Here is a 17,346-nt window from a genome sequence, read left to right on the forward strand (position 1 = left end):
AACTTTTGCAGGAAAACATCATGCCATCTGAAAAAAAATACATTGTAGCCCTCGACCAGGGCACCACCAGTTCCCGGGCGATTGTTCTCGACCACGAGGCTAATATCGTCAGCGTTTCGCAGCGCGAATTCACCCAAATCTATCCCAAGCCCGGCTGGGTGGAGCATGACCCGATGGAAATCTGGGCGTCGCAAAGCTCAACCCTGGTGGAGGTCCTGGCCAAGGCCGATATCAGCTCCGACCAGGTTGCCGGCATCGGCATCACCAACCAGCGTGAAACGGCGGTGGTGTGGGACAAAGAAACCGGGAAACCGGTGTACAACGCCATTGTCTGGCAATGCCGCCGCACCGCCGATATCTGCGAAAAACTGAAAAACGACGGGCTGGAAGAGTATGTCCGTGAAACCACCGGGCTGGTTATCGACCCCTATTTCTCCGGCACCAAGGTCAAATGGATCCTGGATAACGTCGAGGGCGCCAGGGAACGGGCCAGGCGCGGCGAGCTGCTGTTCGGCACCATTGATACCTGGCTGATTTGGCGCATGACCCAGGGCCGGGTGCATGTGACCGACTATACCAACGCTTCCCGCACCATGCTGTTCAATATCCATGCCCTGGACTGGGATGAGAAAATGCTGGATGTGCTGGATATCCCGCGCTCCATGCTGCCGACGGTGCGCTCCTCTTCGGAGGTCTACGGCCAGACCAATATCGGCGGTAAAGGAGGGACCCGTATTCCCATCGCCGGCATCGCCGGCGACCAGCAGGCCGCGCTGTACGGCCAGCTGTGCGTCGAGAAGGGCATGGCCAAGAATACCTACGGCACCGGCTGCTTCCTGCTGATGAATACCGGCACCGAAGCGGTACGGTCGAAACACGGCCTGCTGACCACCATCGCCTGCGGCCCGCGCGGCGAGGTGAACTATGCGCTGGAAGGGGCGGTGTTCGTCGCCGGCGCGGCCATCCAGTGGCTGCGTGATGAAATGAAGCTTATCAGCGACGCCGCCGACAGCGATTATTTCGCCTGCAAGGTAAAAGACACCAACGGCGTCTACGTGGTGCCGGCCTTTACCGGCCTGGGGGCCCCCTACTGGGACCCCTATGCGCGCGGGGCCATCTTCGGCATCACCCGCGGCGTCAACGCCAACCATATTATCCGCGCGACGCTTGAGTCCATCGCGTTCCAGACCCGGGATTTGCTTGATGCCATGCAAGGGGATTCCGGCGCCCGGCTGAAGTCGCTGCGGGTGGACGGCGGCGCGGTGGCCAATAACTTCCTGATGCAATTCCAGTCGGATATCCTGGGCACCCGGGTGGAGCGGCCGGAAGTGCGGGAAGTGACCGCGCTGGGGGCGGCCTACCTGGCCGGGCTGGCGGTGGGCTTCTGGAACGATCTGGACGAGGTGAGGAGCAAATCGGTTATCGAGCGGGAATTCCACCCCGGCATTGAAACCGTGGAGCGCAATGTGCGCTACAGTGGCTGGCAGAAGGCCGTGGCGCGCGCCCGCTCGTGGGAAGAGCATGAAGAACAGAAGGACTGAGGCATATGGCCCATTCAATGAATGGGCCTTATTTTTTCGGACAAATCATAGATTCAGGCAAATCATAGACCACCCGGAAAGCGTGACGAATGTGATAAACTTTGCAGCAAACTTCAATTTAAGTTGCGACGCAAGGTTTAGTCATGAAACGTGAATTAGCCATTGAATTTTCCAGGGTAACGGAAGCCGCCGCGCTGGCGGGCTATTGCTGGCTGGGCCGCGGCGATAAAAATGCCGCCGACAACGCCGCGGTCCAGGCCATGCGCATCATGCTCAATCAGGTGGACATCGATGGCCGTATAGTGATCGGCGAAGGGGAAATCGATGAAGCGCCGATGCTGTATATCGGCGAAGCGGTGGGCACGGGCCGGGGCGATTCGGTGGATATCGCGGTGGATCCCATCGAAGGAACCCGCATGACGGCGATGGGCCAACCCAATGCCTTGACCGTGATGGCGGTGGGGGAAAAAGACAGCTTTTTACATGCTCCCGATATGTATATGGAAAAAATAGCGGTGGGACCGGCGGCCAAAGGCGTTATCGACCTCGAGTCGCCCCTGGATGAGAATCTGCGCAACGTTGCCCGCAAACTGGGTAAACCATTGTCGCAACTTACGGTCATTATCCTGGCCAAACCGCGCCACGAACAAATTATCGCCGAACTGCAGCAATTGGGCGTACGGGTGTTTGCCATTCCTGACGGCGACGTGGCGGCGTCCCTACTCACCTGCATGCCGGACAGTGAAGTGGATGTCATGTACGGCATCGGCGGCGCGCCGGAAGGGGTGATTTCCGCGGCGGCAATCCGCGCCATGGACGGCGATATGCAGGGCCGCCTGCTGCCCCGCCATCAGGTCAAAGGCAACAGTGAAATAAACCTGCGCATCGGCGCCGATGAACTGGCCCGCTGCGCGGCCATGGGTATCGCCGCCAATACCGTGCTGCGGCTCAATGACATGGCGCGTAACGACAATGTGGTCTTTTCCGCCACCGGCATCACCAAAGGGGATTTGCTGAACGGCATTACCCGCAAAGGTCTGCTCGCCACCACGGACACCCTGCTGATTCGCGGCAACAGTCGGACGATCCGGCGCATTTCTTCCACCCATTATCTCGATCGTAAAGATCCCGCCCTGCATCCGTTTATCCTTTAGCGCCGTTGATGGCGTCTTTCGAATGCAACTTTTTCTTAACAAGAACCGACAGCCGGGCTGGATGCAATACCGAAATTAACTGATAATGGCGCCATCGCCTTTATCAAAAGCCGCTGTGACAGAGTGGAATATAATTTGCCGGTCAGATTATTTATTGAAAGACCAAGGGGAAATGCACTATGGCTGAATGGGTTAATGGGGAAATCTTACATGTTGAGCACTGGACGGAAAGTCTTTTCAGCCTGTATGTCCGCGCGCCGGTGGACGCTTTCACCGCGGGCCAGTTTGCCAAACTCGGCCTGGAGATCAACGGCGAACGCGTCCAGCGCGCCTATTCGTATGTGAATGCGCCGAATAACCCCAATCTAGAATTTTATCTGGTGACGGTACCGGAAGGAAAGCTCAGTCCGCCGCTGCATGCCATGCAACCGGGCGACCAACTGATGGTTACCAAAGAAGCCGCCGGTTTCTTTGTCCTTGACGAAATTCCCCCCTGTGAAACGCTGTGGATGTTGGCCACCGGCACGGCGTTGGGCCCGTTTCTGTCTATTTTGCAATTTGGAGAAGGGCTGGAGCGCTTTAAAGATATTGTCCTGGTGCATGCGGCGCGCTATGCCCGCGATCTCAGTTACCTGCCGTTGATGCTTGAACTGCAGCAGCGCTATAGCGGCAAACTGCATATTCAGACCGTGGTCAGCCGAGAAACGGTGCCCGGTTCACTCACCGGCCGTGTCCCGGCGCTGATCGCCGACGGTTCGTTGGAACAAGCGGTAGGAGTGGCACTGAGCGCGGAAAATGGCCATGTCATGCTCTGCGGTAATCCGCAAATGGTGCGTGATACTCAGCAATTATTGAAAGAAACGCGCGAAATGCGCAAACACCTGCGGCGCAAGCCGGGTCATATCACCAGCGAGCATTACTGGTAACCGGTGAGACTCGGTCTGATGGGTATCGCATAGGGTGGTTAACGGGGTTATAAATGGATAGGAACCGGTTCATCCGCTTCGCCGTCGCCAGTCTGCTGCTGGGCGTTGCCTGGACACATGTTCTGGCCGCCGATACCTCCGCCGCGGCAACGCCGGTGGCGCCATACCTGTTGGCCGGCGCACCGACGTTCGATTTAACCATCGTTAAATTTCGTGAAAGATATAACGACCATAACCCCAACTTACCTATCGGTGAATTTCGATCCATTGATAACCGAAACGATCTTATCAACCTGACCCGCGCCGCCAGCAAGATCAACAGCACTCTCTACGCATCCACCGCCCTGGAAAAGGGCAGCGGTAAAATAAAAACGCTGCAGATTACCTACCTGCCGGTGGTAGGCGGCGGCGAAAAAGCCGCCCGCGCCACCGCCGTCAATTATATGGCCGCGCTGGTGCGCGAGTTTGAACCCGGCTTAACGGTGGAGCAAAGCACGGCCCGGGTCATGGATTTATTGGCCAAAGGCCGGGGCGCCCATTTTTTTCAGCAATCCTGGGGGCCGTTACGCTATGTGGTGGCGGATGATGGCGATAAGGGCCTTACTTTTGCCGTCGAGCCCGTTAAACTCGCTTTAGCCGAGCCTTGATCCCCCTGCGTTTGATGACAAAAAACAAAGCCACCACAGCATTAAATCTCTATACTATGGGTCAGGTAAGAGTGCCTTACGGCAATCAATTTTCGCTTCGCGTTCCTGATTGGAGATTATAAAAAATGCGACATCCGTTAGTGATGGGTAACTGGAAACTGAATGGTAGCAAACATTTGGTGAACGATCTGATTACTGCCCTACGCAGTGAACTGAGTGGCGTCGTCGGCTGTGATGTGGCTATTGCGCCGCCGGTCATGTATCTGGATCAAGCCAAACACCAGCTTGCCGGCAGCCGCCTGGCATTGGGCGCCCAAAACGTCGACGTTAATCTGTCCGGCGCCTTTACCGGTGAAGTTTCCGCCGCCATGCTGAAAGACATCGGCGCCAAATACATCATCATCGGCCATTCCGAACGTCGAACCTACCATAAAGAAAGCGATGAGCTGATCGCGAAGAAATTTGCGGTACTGAAAGACGCCGGACTGATTCCGGTGCTCTGTATCGGTGAAAGCGAAGCTGAAAACGAAGCCGGGCAAACCGAAGCGGTATGCGCCCGTCAACTGGACGCCGTATTGACCACCCTGGGTGCCGGCGCGTTTGAAAACGCAGTGATCGCCTATGAACCCATTTGGGCCATCGGCACCGGCAAATCCGCCACCCCGGCACAGGCGCAAGCGGTGCATAAATTCATCCGCGACCATATCGCCAAACAGGACGCCGCGGTCGCCGAACAGGTTATTCTTCAGTACGGCGGCTCGGTTAACGCCGGCAACGCCGCTGAACTGTTCACCCAGCCGGATATCGACGGCGCGCTGGTGGGCGGCGCTTCACTGAAAGCCGATGCATTTGCCGTTATCGTTAAAGCCGCGGCACAAGCCAAACAGGCCTGATACTGAATCAAGACGAAAACGGGAACAGATGTTCCCGTTTTTTTTTTGCGCAATACCCAGCCATGAACAGTGCGAGAACATGCAACGGCCGGGTCGCATCGGCGAAAACTGATGACCTCATGGCACGACCCGCGATCGCCGGAGGTTACACCGAGCGTGTTAAAGGGAGACCGTGCTGATGGGGTCGAAGCGGGCGTGGTTTTACCGCCTGCCGGAGCGCCCCACAGCTCGGTAGGCCCGCGATCACCGGCGGTTAAACCAAGAGAAACGGGGCAATGGCGCCATCATCGACGCCCCACCGACGCCCGCTCCACCAGCTCCGGGGTCAGCACCAGCACTTGCGGTTCAGTCTCGGGATTTTGCAGCCGATAAATTAAGGTATCAATGGCCAGCTCGCCAAGGGAATCTTTCGGCTGATTAATGGTGGTCAGCGGCGGAGTAAGGTATTTGGCCAGCTCGATATCGTCATAACCCACCACCGCCATATCTCCCGGCACCGATAGCCCGGCCTGAAACAGCGCCTGGTAAACCCCAACCGCCACCGCGTCATTGCCGGTGAAAACCGCATGGGGCGGTTCGGGCAACGCCAAAAGCTGTTTCATCGCCGCCACACCGCCGCCAAATTCAAAATCGCTGAACACTTCATATCCGGCCGGAATAACCAGCCCGGCGCGATTCATGGCGAGACGATAGCCCTCCAACCGGTGGCGGGCAGTGGTTTTATCCTGGGGACCGGCAATACAGGCAATTTTATGATAACCACGGGAAATCAGATAACGGGTGGCCAGATCGCCCCCCAGCAACGAATTATCCTGGATGATATCCAGCGCGTCCTCAAACGGCGTCCAATCCATCATCACAATGGGCAATGAAGGATAACGACGCAACGCCAGCCGGGAGGGACGATTGTTTTCGGTACACATGATAAGCAGGCCGTCCACGCGTTTTTGCAGCAACGTCTCCATGCTGCGGCTCATGCGATCCGCATCCTCCTCGGTATTGCACAGGATCAAGCTATAACCGCGCTCATAGCAGCTGCGTTCCACCCCGTGCACCACTTCCGCATAAAACGGATTATTACTGGAGGTTATCAACATCCCGATGGTGCGCGTCTGGTTTATCTTCAAACTGCGGGCCAAGGCCGAAGGCGCGTAATTCAGCTGTTCCACCGCCGCCAGAACCTTATCTCGCACCGCATCGCTGACAAAACGATTGTCATTGATCACATGAGAAACCGTGGAGGTTGAAACGCCCGCCAAACGGGCGACATCTTTCATGGTGGACAAGCTAGTCTAACCCTTGCAAAAAGGCGTCGATTTCTTTGCGCCAGGGAATGGACGGCTGCGCACCCGAGCGGGTGACCGCAATGGCGGCGGCGGCATGGGCAAATCTCACTGCCTTGTCCATATCTTCCCCTTCCAGCAATGCCGTAACCAACGCGCCATTGAATGTATCCCCCGCCGCAATGGTATCCACCGCGTCGACCTTAAACCCCGGGATCAGTTTGCCATGACCCTGCCGGCTAAGCCATACGCCGCGGCTGCCCAGGGTAATCAATACCGTGGGAATGCCTTTGCCATGGAGTATTTGCGCGGCGCGGGCGGCGGAGGCGTCATCATTGATTGCGACGCCCGTCAGACGTTCCGCTTCAGTCTCATTCGGCGTGATGGTATCCACCAGGGCCAGCAACGGGTCCGGTAACTCACGGGCCGGAGCCGGATTCAGAATAACCTGCGTCTGATGCAGCTTTGCCAGCTTGGCGGCGGCAATCACCGTCTCCAGCGGCGACTCCAGCTGCATCAGCAGCACGGAGGCATCGATAATCTTTTTCTCGTATCGCGCCAGATAATCCGGCGTAAGCGCGGCGTTGGCGCCCGGATCGATGGCAATCACATTCTCACCATCCCGGTTCACGAAAATCAGCGCAACGCCGGTGGTTGTGCCGGGGCTGGCTTCCACCGATCCGACACCGATGTTGTCCGCCGCCAACTGCTTACGGATACGCTGCCCTATATCATCCTCGCCGACGCAGGCGACAAAATCGATATTCGCCCCGCTACGCCCGGCCGCCACCGCTTGATTGGCGCCTTTACCGCCGAAAGCGACGGTATAGTTTTTTCCAATAACCGTTTCACCGGGACGAGGAAATTGCTCAAGGTTGAGGATATGATCGGCATTGATACTACCCAGCACCACCAGCTTGTTTGTCGCCATCGTATTTATCCTGATTGAATGCGTTATCGTCCCCCGGCTGGCGGGTCGATAACGCAATACCTTGCTGTAGAAAGTGAACCGGCGTTATTTCGTGACCAGCTTAAGGGCTACCGGGATTATGGCATCCACCTTGCCGCCTTTTAATACTTTGTCTGCGGTTTCAACACCGATAATACCGATTTGATCGGGCTGCTGCGCCACGGTGGCGGCCATTCTTCCGCTTTGCACCGCTTTGAGTCCATCCGCCGTACCGTCAAAGCCTACCACCAGCACATCGGTTTTATTGACGGTTTGCAGGGCACGCATCGCGCCTAAGGCCATTTCGTCATTTTGCGCGAATACCGCTTGTACCGTCGGGTGGGCGGTCAGCAGGTTCTGCATGACGTTAAGACCTTTGGTGCGATCGAAATCAGCCGGCTGGCTGGCCAACATGGTGAATTTGTATTGATCGGCGGATTGCTTGAATCCTTCGCCGCGTTCACGGGCCACTGAGGTGCCGGCAATCCCTTCAAGTTCAATAACCTTGGCGCTGTTACCCAGTTTTTGCCCGATAAAATCACCCGCCATTTTGCCGCCGACCCGGTTGTCCGAGGCGATATGACTGACGATCTGGCCCTTGTTCGCCTTACGATCCAGGGTGATGACCGGGATCTTGGCTTGGTTGGCCAGGATAACGGCATTGCCCACGGCATCGGAATCCGTCGGGTTTATCATGACCAGCTTGACGCCGCGCACCGTCAGATCCTGCACGTTAGCCAATTCCTTGGCCGGATTGTTTTGCGAATCGAGGACTACCAATTGATAACCCAGTTTATTCGCTTCCTGTTGCGCCCCGTCTTTCATCGAAACAAAGAACGGATTGTTAAGAGTGGAAACCACCAGCGCAATAGTATCTTTTGCCAGGGCGTTGGCGCTGAAAGCGGCGCTTAACGCAACGGCGGACATCAAAACAGCTAATTTTTTCATTTTCATCTTTATGTTTCCTGCAGGGGAGGTTATTTACTGCTTTTGTTATCTACCAATACCGCCAACAAAATGACGACAGCCTTTACAATCATCTGATAGTAGGAAGAAACACTTAATAAATTCAGTCCGTTATTCAAAAATCCGAGGATCAGCGCGCCAATAAGGGTTCCCATGATGCGGCCTTTACCGCCGGACAGGCTGGTTCCCCCCAGCACCACGGCGGCAATGGCATCCAGTTCATACCCGGTACCGGCGGTGGGCTGCGCCGAAGAGAGCCGGGCCACTTCAATCACGCCGGCCAGCGCCGCCGTCAGCCCGCACAGCGAATAGACGATGACCTTGACCTTATCAACGCTGATGCCCGACAACCGCGTCGCGGCTTCATTGCCGCCCAATGCGTAGATATAGCGGCCCAAACGGGTGTGGTGCAGCATGTACCAGGCGGCGAGAAACACCACCGCCATAATCCACACCGGCGTAGGCACGCCCAGCGGACGGCCGATACCAAACCAGCCGAACGCATCGGCCGCATCGCTGAAGCCGGTATTCACCGGGCTGCCGTCGGTATATACCATGGTGACGCCCCGCAGCAGCAGCATCATCACCAGGGTCGCGATAAAGGCCTGTACCTTTCCTTTCGCCACAATGACCCCCGTCACGGCGCCGATTGCCGCGCCCAGCAATAGGGAGGCTCCCACCGCGACGAACACGTTGATTTCAAGCCCCACCACCGACGCGGCCACCGCACCGGTCAGGGCCAGCAGCGAACCCACGGAAAGATCGATACCGGCGGTCAAGATCACCAGCGTCATGCCCACCGCCATAATGGCGTTCACGGAGGTCTGTTGAAGAATATTGAACAAATTATTGAGGCTGAAGAAGTTCGAACTCATGGAAGACACCACGGCGATAAGCACCAGCAGCGCAATCAATGATTTCTGTTCTAATAGCCAAGTTTTGCTGAAACCGCGTTTAACGGGAATAATCCGGGTACTCATCATTGATTCTCCTGCTGGGTACTGTATTGCTTACCGACGGCCGCGGCCATCAGGACCTCTTGAGTGGCCTGCCCTATGGGGAAAATGCCGCTTAAGCGGCCCTCATGCATCACCATCACGCGATCGCTCATTCCCAGCACTTCGGGCATCTCCGAAGAGACCAAAATGATACTGAGCCCTTCTTCTTTGAACTGATTGATTAATTGATAAATCTCTTTTTTAGCGCCGACATCGACGCCGCGGGTCGGTTCATCCAGAATCAATACCTTGGGCCGGGTCATCAAGCCGCGGGCAATGGCGACTTTTTGTTGATTGCCGCCGGACAGCAGGCCTATTGGCTGCTCCATCGAGGGCGTTTTAATATTGAATAAACGAATAAAATCCCCTACCGCCTGCTGTTCTTCCGCGTGTTTCAATCCGCCGCCCTGACGGCTGAAATAGCGCAGGGCGGTGAGGGTCATGTTCTCCTTCACCGACATCCCCAGCACCAGCCCGTCCCGCTTACGATCTTCGGAAATGTAGACGATACCGTTAGCCAACCCGTCCTGAGGGGTGCGGGTCATAATGGCTCGCCCGTCCAGCACTACCGTGCCGCCGGTGCGTTTCGCCGCGCCATAGAGGGTTTTCATCAGTTCCGTGCGTCCCGCGCCCATCAAGCCCGCGACGCCGAGGATTTCACTGCGGCGCAGCGTAAAGCTGACATCGTCGACGCCGGGGCCGCTAAGATGATTGACCGCTAGACGTTCCTCGCCGAGAGGGACTTCAATGCGCGGGTATTGCTCTTCCAGGCGACGTCCCACCATCATTTCGATCAGGGCGTCTTCCTGTAACTCGGTTACCCGGCGTTCGGCGATAAACTGCCCGTCCCGAAGCACCGTGACATCGTCGCAGATTTGAAAAATCTCTTTTAACCGATGGGAAATATAAACGATGCCGCAGCCCTGCTGCCTGAGTTCGTTTATCACGCTGAACAGCGACGCCGTTTCGGTATCGGTGAGCGCATCGGTAGGCTCATCCATGATAATGACCCGGGACTTGAAGCTGATGACCTTGGCTATTTCCACCATCTGCTGATCGCCGATGGACAGCTCCCCCACCAGACGGTGGCTGCTATACCGCAGATTGAGCCGGGCCAACAGCTGGTCAGCTTCGCTGTACATCCGTTTCCAGTCGATACCGCCGAACCGATTGAGGAATTCGCGGCCGAGGAAGATATTTTCCGCAATGGTCAACTGAGGAATAAGATTCAATTCTTGATGGATAATGCCGATACCGGCTTCCTGGGATGCCTTCGGCCCGCTGAACGCCACCTCTTTTCCCAGGTATGACAGGGTGCCGGCATCTTTGCTGTAGATGCCGGTCAACACTTTCATCATGGTAGACTTGCCGGCGCCATTCTCTCCCACCAGCGCCATAACGCGGCCGGGATAAACCGTCAGCGCCGCGCCGGTAAGCGCCTTAACCCCCGGGAAGGATTTGTCTATCCCTGTCAATTGCAGTAACGGTTGCATAGATGCCTCAGAAGGTGACGCCGGAGCACAGGATGACATTGGCGAAAGGAGTGCATTCCCCACTGCGGATGACCGCGCGGCTATATGCGGTCTGGGCTTTGAATACCTGGTGGCTGATATACTCGATGGCAATGGTATTGCCCTGTTGCTGCTCAAGGGCCGTCAACTGATCCAGCAGCGCCTCATGCAGCTGAGGATTAATTTCCGCCATTTCCTTGGCCAAAATGGCCTTTTCTACCTGCATTTCGCTGACAACCGCGCTCACCACCTGTAAAAAGGTCGGCACACCCCGGGTCAACGCCAGATCAATCCTTTGGCTTGAAGAGGGAATGGGCAATCCCGCATCGGCAATCGTGACCTGATCCGTATGGCCCAGACGGGAGATGAGCGCAGAGACGTCAGCGTTCAGTAAAACACCTTTCTTCATTTTCCTGCCTCCACCAGCGAAACGTTTCGCTGAGGATGAAATTAGTTAAAAAAGCAGAGGTGTACAAGCTCAATCCATCAAAAATGTGATCGCCATCGAAACGTTTCGCTAGTGATAAAAAAGATTATTCACACAAGCAATTGAATTTGAGAGTGAAGCGAGAAGAGGATGCGGTCGCCGGAAAAACGTGGTCCGTCAGGGCAGCGGGAAGAAGATGTGAGGAAAAAAACCGACGGCTTATTGCCATCGGCCAGACTGTTGACAAATGCACTCGAAGTCAATAAGGCAGGGCAGGTTGCCAGAAGAGTAAACCGTCCGCGCCATGGGTGGCGCGGATCGAGCCTACAGGGATGTATTCACGGCGTGTTTACGATCTGGTAGCCTAACCCGACCGAACACTTTGTCAACAAGCTCACCGATGGCTTATAGCCATCGGCGTTATGCTTGGGTTAACGGTTAACGTTGGTTGATTTGATCGAAGCTGCCGCCGTCGGAGAAATGCACTTTTTGCACCTGCTGCCAGCTCCCGAACACATCCTTCAAGCTGTACAGCTTGAGCTGTGGGAATTTATCGGCAAATTCCTTCGCCACTGCCGGATCACGGGGACGATAATAGTTTCTGGCCGCGATACGCTGGCCTTCCGGCGAATAAAGATAGGTCAGATAAGCGGTAGCCACGTCGCGGGTTCCCCGTTTGTCCACCACTTTATCTACTACCGATACCGTAGGCTCCGCCACAATTGACTCGCTGGGAACAACGATATCGAATTGGCCTTTACCCACCTTATTCACCGCCAGCAAAGCCTCGTTTTCCCAGGCGATTAAAACGTCGCCGATGCCGCGTTCCACAAAGGTATTCGTGGAATCGCGGGCGCCTGAATCCAGTACGCTCACATTTTTATAAACCGCCTTGACGAAATCCTGGGCTTTCGCCTGATCGTTATTATTATGATGCAGCGCATAACCCCAGGCGGCCAGATAGTTCCAACGCGCGCCGCCGGAGGTCTTCGGGTTCGGCGTGATGATGGAGATGCCAGGCTTGATTAAATCAGGCCAGTCATGAATTTGCTTGGGATTGCCCTTACGTACCAGAAAAACAATAGTGGAGGTATAAGGCGCCGAGTTATCAGGCAGCCGGGTAATCCAGTTTTTATCAATCCGGCCGCGCGCTGCGATGGCGTCCACATCAGATTCCAGCGCCAATGTCACCACATCCGCATCAATACCGTTGATAACCGAGGTAGCCTGCTTACCTGACCCGCCGTGGGATTGCCGAATGGTGACCTTGTCGCCGGTCTTAGCCTGCCAGTATTTGCTGAAGGCAGCATTGTAGTCCTGATAAAGCTCCCGTGTCGGGTCATAGGACACGTTCAATAATTGGATATCTTTTGCCAGCGCGCTTCCCGACAATAAAATCAACAACAACCCTGCTTGCCACTTTGACATCGTTGCTCTCCCGAAGAGTCTTTTTATCACCTGAATATCGACTAAGCAGAGAGTGTCAGAAATCCTGTAACATTTTAAAGAATAAAAACGTAATTTATATAAGCAAAAGAGCTAAACCACAGAGGGTAAAAAAAACCCCCGATGACGGGGGCGTTAAATAGCGGGAAGTTGAAGCGATCAGTAGAGTTTTTTAGCACATTCCAGCAAATCACTTTTGAACGGCCGTTTCATGTTTTCTATGGCGTCGATAATGTCGTGATGGACCAATTTATCATTTTGCACCCCGACGCAGCGCCCGCCGTAGCCCTGCAGCAGCAGTTCGATGGAAAATGCCCCCATGCGCGAGGCCAGGATGCGGTCATAAGCTACCGGGCTGCCGCCACGCTGGATATGACCCAATACAGTGGCGCGGGTTTCACGGCCGGTTTCTTTTTCAATATATTGCGCCAATTCGCTGATATTGCAGATATGTTCGGTGATGGCAACGATGGCGTGCTTTTTACCCTTGGCGATACCGGCTTTAATTTCATAAACCAGATCTTCCGGTTTAAACTCCACTTCCGGCAGTACGATAAATTCGCATCCGCCGGCAATGGCCGCCGACATGGTCAAATCACCGCAGTAGCGGCCCATGACTTCAACGATGGAAATACGCTGGTGTGAAGAAGACGTATCGCGCAGCCGGTCAATAGCCTCGACCACCGTTTCCAAGGCGGTGAAATAACCGATGGTGTAGTCAGTGCCGGCCACATCGTTATCAATGGTGCCGGGCAAACCGATGCAGGGAAAGCCCATTTCAGTGAGACGCTTGGCACCCATATAAGAACCGTCGCCGCCGATAACCACCAGCGCATCGAGTTGACGTTTTTTCATGTTCTCAATGGAAATAACGCGGGTTCCCTCTTCACGGAACTCAGGGAAACGGGCCGAGCCCAAAAAGGTACCGCCACGGTTAATCATATCCGATACGCTATAGCGGTCGAGCTTGCTCATTCGATCCTGAAACAGTCCGAGGAAACCGTCATAGACGCCATAAACCTCCAAACCTTCGGAAAGTCCGGCGCGCACAACGCCCCGGATCGCTGCATTCATGCCCGGTGAATCACCACCGCTTGTCAGTACACCGATTTTCTTAATCATGACTACCTCTGAGCTTTAGCTATTATTTGTAGAATACACTATGCCGGTTAACTTTGAGGAACGGATTAAATCCGACCTATGGCTTATGGTGGAAATAGTATATCAAATCCCTTTTGCTGAATTGATTCAGGTCAGGCAATTTCCCACTATCCTCACGTTTATACCCTATGATAATGCATTACATTTACCAGTGTCTTAGCTTTTCACCACTCGGTACACCGGACAATTTGTAACCCAATGGGAAAAAGGATGGGTCTGGCTTGGCGCCGCAATTACCATAATGCCAATCATCGGCACATGCAGCACCACAGTTGATAAAAGATGTTGCAAACCGCGTGTTAGGTTATTTTCGCCAGATTGCAGAGATATGAAAGCGAGACCGGTGCCGGCCTGCCCGGGAGGCCGGCTTCCTTTGGTTTATGTCACACTTTTGCAAGACATTTTAGGATGCGGCACGGGAATATCGTAGCATTAACGCAGCGGAACTGCGGGCACTTTGCTTGTGTCTTATGTCGCCACATTCCAAGGACTTGTCATTGCCGGCATTGGTTTGCTGCTTGTCGATGATTGTAGGTGTCAGTCATTAAAAAAAACCCCACCTTTCGGTGGGGGAAGACAGGGATGGTGTCTATGGCAAGGAAAAATGAAGATGTCTTATTTAAGGGTCACACTCTGTACCGGCTTCTGGGCAGAAGATGGCATCATTTCCGATATTTGCGACGCCATTTCTGCCAGGCGTTGCTGATGATTCTGATTCAAAATTTGTCTTTGCTCCGGCGTCAGCAGGTTGTACATTTGATTCCGCACTTTAGCCATTTCAACCTGGCGAGCGACATTTTGCCGGGACATTTTTTCAATTTGGGCCCTAACAGCCGGCTCATCAAAATTTTCTGCTGTTACCAGTACATGCAACTGTTCCATTTCACTCACATTGATACGGGGAATATCAAGGCGAGCCTGACTCATCAAATCGCGCATTTGCTGCCGCTGGTGTTCCGTCAGCCTTACGCCTTCAAACATGCTGTAATGACTATCGCCGCATCGGTTTGCGATGTCATCCTGATGCCAACTTCCCGTTGCATTGTTCTCACCGGCCACAGTGCTTCCGGAAAAAAGAGTGGCGGCGATGAACATGGCGTTAAGTTTGTGCATCCCTAACCCCTACACCCATTACTAAGTTGCTTAACGATGAATTCATTCTACTGTCGCCGCTGCAAACTAGCGTCAGGGGATGTAAAGCTACGTAAAGTCATGGATTGGTAGTGATTGATGACGTATTTTGCGTTTGGAGGTGAGAAAATGAATAAAATCCTTTTGGTCGACGACGATCGTGAATTAACGGCATTGTTAAAAGAATTGCTTGAGATGGAAGGCTTTAACGTCCTGGTGGCTTATGACGGCGAACAGGCGTTGAATATGCTGGATAGCTCGGTTGATCTCTTATTGCTTGACGTAATGATGCCCAGGAAAAACGGTATCGATACGCTTAAGGAATTACGCCAGCAACACCAAACGCCGGTTATTATGCTCACGGCGCGCGGCAGCGAGCTGGATCGCGTGCTGGGACTCGAACTGGGCGCGGATGATTATCTGCCCAAGCCGTTCAACGATCGGGAATTGGTGGCGCGAATCAGAGCCATTTTGCGTCGTTCCCAGTGGACGGAACAGTTGCAAAACGGCGAAAACGGCACGCCATCGCTGGAAGTTGATTTTCTGCGCCTCAATCCCGGCCGGCAGGAGGCGACCTTTGACGGCGTTCCCCTGGAACTGACCGGGACGGAATTCACCCTGCTCTACTTACTGGCGCAGCATCTCGGCCAGGTGGTTTCACGGGAGCACCTCAGCCAGGAAGTCCTGGGTAAGCGCCTGACGCCGTTTGATCGGGCAATCGATATGCACATCTCCAATCTGCGGCGTAAATTGCCGGAGCGCAAAGACGGGCATCCCTGGTTCAAAACCCTGCGGGGCCGGGGTTACTTAATGGTATCGGCCGCATGATAAACAGTTTGACCGCGAGGATATTCGCCATCTTCTGGCTAACCCTGGCGCTGGTTTTGATGCTGGTGTTAATGGTTCCCAAACTGGATACCCGCCAGCTGACCCCGTTGCTGGACAGTGAACAGCGACAGGGCGTGATGCTGCAACAGCATGTCGAGGCCGAACTGGCCGCCGATCCGGCCAACGATCTGATGTGGTGGCGCCGCCTGTTTCGCGCCATCGACAAATGGGCGCCGCCGGGCCAGCGTTTGATTCTGGTCACCAGCGAGGGGCGTGTTATCGGCGGTCAGCGTAATGAAATGCAGGTTATCCGCAATTTCATCGGCCAGTCCGATAACTCGGATCAGCCGCAAAAGAAAAAATATGGCCGCATGGAATTGGTGGGGCCCTTCGCGGTGCGGGATGGAGACGATAATTATCAGCTCTATCAAATACGGCCGGCGGGCAATTCGCAATCGGATTTTATCAACTTGATGTTTGACAGGCCGTTTCTGCTGCTTATCGTTACCATGCTCATCAGCATTCCGTTGCTGCTTTGGCTTGCCTGGAGCCTGGCGAAACCGGCGCGTAAACTCAAATACGCCGCGGATGAAGTCGCCAGGGGCAATTTACGCCAGCATCCGGAACTGGAAGCCGGTCCACAGGAATTTTTAGCCACCGGCGTCAGCTTTAACCAGATGGTCAGCGCGCTTGAAAGAATGGTCAGCGCACAGCAACGGCTGCTGTCGGACATTTCCCATGAACTGCGTACCCCCCTCACCCGCCTGCAGCTGGCCACAGCGCTTATGCGGCGCAAGCATGGCGAAGGCAACGAACTGGCGCGTATTGAAACCGAGGCCCAGCGGCTGGATTCCATGATAAACGACCTGCTGGTATTGTCGCGTAATCAGCATAAAAACGAGTTGACGCGGGAGTTTATCAAAGCCAGCGAGTTATGGAACGATGTGCTGGACGACGCAAAGTTTGAAGCCGAACAAATGGGAAAAACCCTTGAAATTACCGCGCCTCCCGGCAGTTGGGTATTGGTGGGTAATCCGGCGGCGTTGGACAGCGCCCTGGAAAACGTTGTGCGCAACGCCTTGCGTTATTCTCATCAGCGTATCGCGGTGGCCTTCAGCGCCGACGCGCAGGGCGTCACTATCACCGTGGATGACGATGGTCCCGGCGTGAGCGAAGAGGATCGCGAACAGATTTTCCGTCCTTTCTATCGCACCGATGAAGCCCGCGATCGCGAGTCCGGCGGCTCGGGCCTTGGCCTGGCCATTGTTGAAAAAGCGGTTGAGCAGCACCATGGCTGGGTCAAGGCTGAGGATAGCCCGCTGGGCGGGCTGCGCCTGGTGATGTGGTTGCCATTGCAGCACCGTTGACCTGGTGATGCGGTTGCCATTGGAGCCTTGATGAACCTGAGGAAGTGGTTGCCTTGCGGCATCGTTAGCCAGTTGTAGCCCAAAGCGGCGGGGAGTTGCGGCGCGTTGGGCTTTTTTT

16 protein-coding genes are annotated in these 17,346 nt (G+C 54.9%); 7 read left to right on the forward strand and 9 right to left on the reverse strand.

Going from position 1 to position 17,346, the window contains the following annotated elements:
- The first annotated feature begins 20 nt into the window (after positions 1 to 20).
- The 5 genes from glpK (at position 21) to tpiA (ending at position 5,161) form a co-directional block, all read left to right on the forward strand.
- Positions 21 to 1,541: a glycerol kinase GlpK gene (glpK, locus tag ACL2XO_RS00285; RefSeq protein ID WP_132924324.1), complete on the forward strand. Its 1,521-nt coding sequence runs from the start codon at positions 21 to 23 to the stop codon at positions 1,539 to 1,541.
- 143 nt (positions 1,542 to 1,684) lie between these two features.
- Complete coding sequence (glpX, locus tag ACL2XO_RS00290) at positions 1,685 to 2,695, forward strand: class II fructose-bisphosphatase (RefSeq protein ID WP_132924322.1); 1,011 nt, start codon at positions 1,685 to 1,687, stop codon at positions 2,693 to 2,695.
- Positions 2,696 to 2,874: 179 nt separating this feature from the next.
- A complete protein-coding gene (fpr, locus tag ACL2XO_RS00295) occupies positions 2,875 to 3,621 on the forward strand; it encodes a ferredoxin--NADP(+) reductase (RefSeq protein WP_413741965.1) in 747 nt (248 codons plus the stop codon).
- Positions 3,622 to 3,674: 53 nt separating this feature from the next.
- Complete coding sequence (locus ACL2XO_RS00300) at positions 3,675 to 4,268, forward strand: DUF1454 family protein (RefSeq protein WP_413741966.1); 594 nt, start codon at positions 3,675 to 3,677, stop codon at positions 4,266 to 4,268.
- A 125-nt stretch (positions 4,269 to 4,393) separates the two neighbouring features.
- Positions 4,394 to 5,161 (forward strand): triose-phosphate isomerase, encoded by a 768-nt coding sequence (gene tpiA, locus ACL2XO_RS00305; RefSeq protein WP_132924317.1) that lies wholly within the window; start codon positions 4,394 to 4,396, stop codon positions 5,159 to 5,161.
- Positions 5,162 to 5,445: 284 nt separating this feature from the next.
- Here tpiA and rbsR read toward each other — a convergent pair whose 3' ends face one another.
- The 9 genes from rbsR to cpxP all read right to left on the reverse strand — a co-directional run bounded on the left by rbsR (position 5,446) and on the right by cpxP (position 15,015).
- Entirely contained in the window at positions 5,446 to 6,447 is a 1,002-nt protein-coding gene (gene rbsR / locus ACL2XO_RS00310) for a ribose operon transcriptional repressor RbsR (RefSeq protein ID WP_413741967.1), read from the reverse strand.
- A gap of 1 nt (position 6,448) precedes the next feature.
- Positions 6,449 to 7,375, reverse strand: a complete 927-nt coding sequence (gene rbsK / locus ACL2XO_RS00315; protein ID WP_413741968.1) for a ribokinase — start codon at positions 7,373 to 7,375, stop codon at positions 6,449 to 6,451.
- A gap of 84 nt (positions 7,376 to 7,459) precedes the next feature.
- Complete coding sequence (gene rbsB, locus ACL2XO_RS00320) at positions 7,460 to 8,347, reverse strand: ribose ABC transporter substrate-binding protein RbsB (RefSeq protein WP_132924312.1); 888 nt, start codon at positions 8,345 to 8,347, stop codon at positions 7,460 to 7,462.
- Positions 8,348 to 8,370: 23 nt separating this feature from the next.
- Positions 8,371 to 9,339: a ribose ABC transporter permease gene (gene rbsC, locus ACL2XO_RS00325; RefSeq protein ID WP_132927943.1), complete on the reverse strand. Its 969-nt coding sequence runs from the start codon at positions 9,337 to 9,339 to the stop codon at positions 8,371 to 8,373.
- Entirely contained in the window at positions 9,339 to 10,850 is a 1,512-nt protein-coding gene (gene rbsA, locus ACL2XO_RS00330; RefSeq protein WP_413741969.1) for a ribose ABC transporter ATP-binding protein RbsA, read from the reverse strand. The genes rbsC and rbsA overlap by 1 nt, the downstream gene beginning before the upstream one ends.
- A gap of 7 nt (positions 10,851 to 10,857) precedes the next feature.
- A complete protein-coding gene (gene rbsD / locus ACL2XO_RS00335) occupies positions 10,858 to 11,277 on the reverse strand; it encodes a D-ribose pyranase (RefSeq protein WP_132924308.1) in 420 nt (139 codons plus the stop codon).
- A gap of 456 nt (positions 11,278 to 11,733) precedes the next feature.
- Positions 11,734 to 12,723 (reverse strand): sulfate ABC transporter substrate-binding protein, encoded by a 990-nt coding sequence (locus tag ACL2XO_RS00340; RefSeq protein ID WP_132924306.1) that lies wholly within the window; start codon positions 12,721 to 12,723, stop codon positions 11,734 to 11,736.
- Between the two features lie 177 nt (positions 12,724 to 12,900).
- Positions 12,901 to 13,863 (reverse strand): 6-phosphofructokinase, encoded by a 963-nt coding sequence (gene pfkA, locus ACL2XO_RS00345; RefSeq protein WP_132924304.1) that lies wholly within the window; start codon positions 13,861 to 13,863, stop codon positions 12,901 to 12,903.
- A 654-nt stretch (positions 13,864 to 14,517) separates the two neighbouring features.
- Positions 14,518 to 15,015 carry a cell-envelope stress modulator CpxP gene (gene cpxP, locus ACL2XO_RS00350; protein WP_413741970.1) on the reverse strand — a complete coding sequence of 166 codons (498 nt, stop codon included), beginning with the start codon at positions 15,013 to 15,015 and terminating at the stop codon, positions 14,518 to 14,520.
- A gap of 147 nt (positions 15,016 to 15,162) precedes the next feature.
- Between cpxP and cpxR the strand changes: the two genes are divergently transcribed.
- Both cpxR and cpxA read left to right on the forward strand, forming a co-directional pair.
- Positions 15,163 to 15,861 (forward strand): envelope stress response regulator transcription factor CpxR, encoded by a 699-nt coding sequence (gene cpxR, locus ACL2XO_RS00355; RefSeq protein ID WP_413741971.1) that lies wholly within the window; start codon positions 15,163 to 15,165, stop codon positions 15,859 to 15,861.
- Positions 15,858 to 17,228, forward strand: a complete 1,371-nt coding sequence (gene cpxA / locus ACL2XO_RS00360) for an envelope stress sensor histidine kinase CpxA (RefSeq protein ID WP_132924299.1) — start codon at positions 15,858 to 15,860, stop codon at positions 17,226 to 17,228. The genes cpxR and cpxA overlap by 4 nt, the downstream gene beginning before the upstream one ends.
- The last annotated feature ends 118 nt before the right edge of the window (positions 17,229 to 17,346 follow it).

The organism is Sodalis sp. RH15, from assembly GCF_047324255.1.
Classification (GTDB): domain Bacteria; phylum Pseudomonadota; class Gammaproteobacteria; order Enterobacterales; family Enterobacteriaceae; genus Acerihabitans; species Acerihabitans ligni.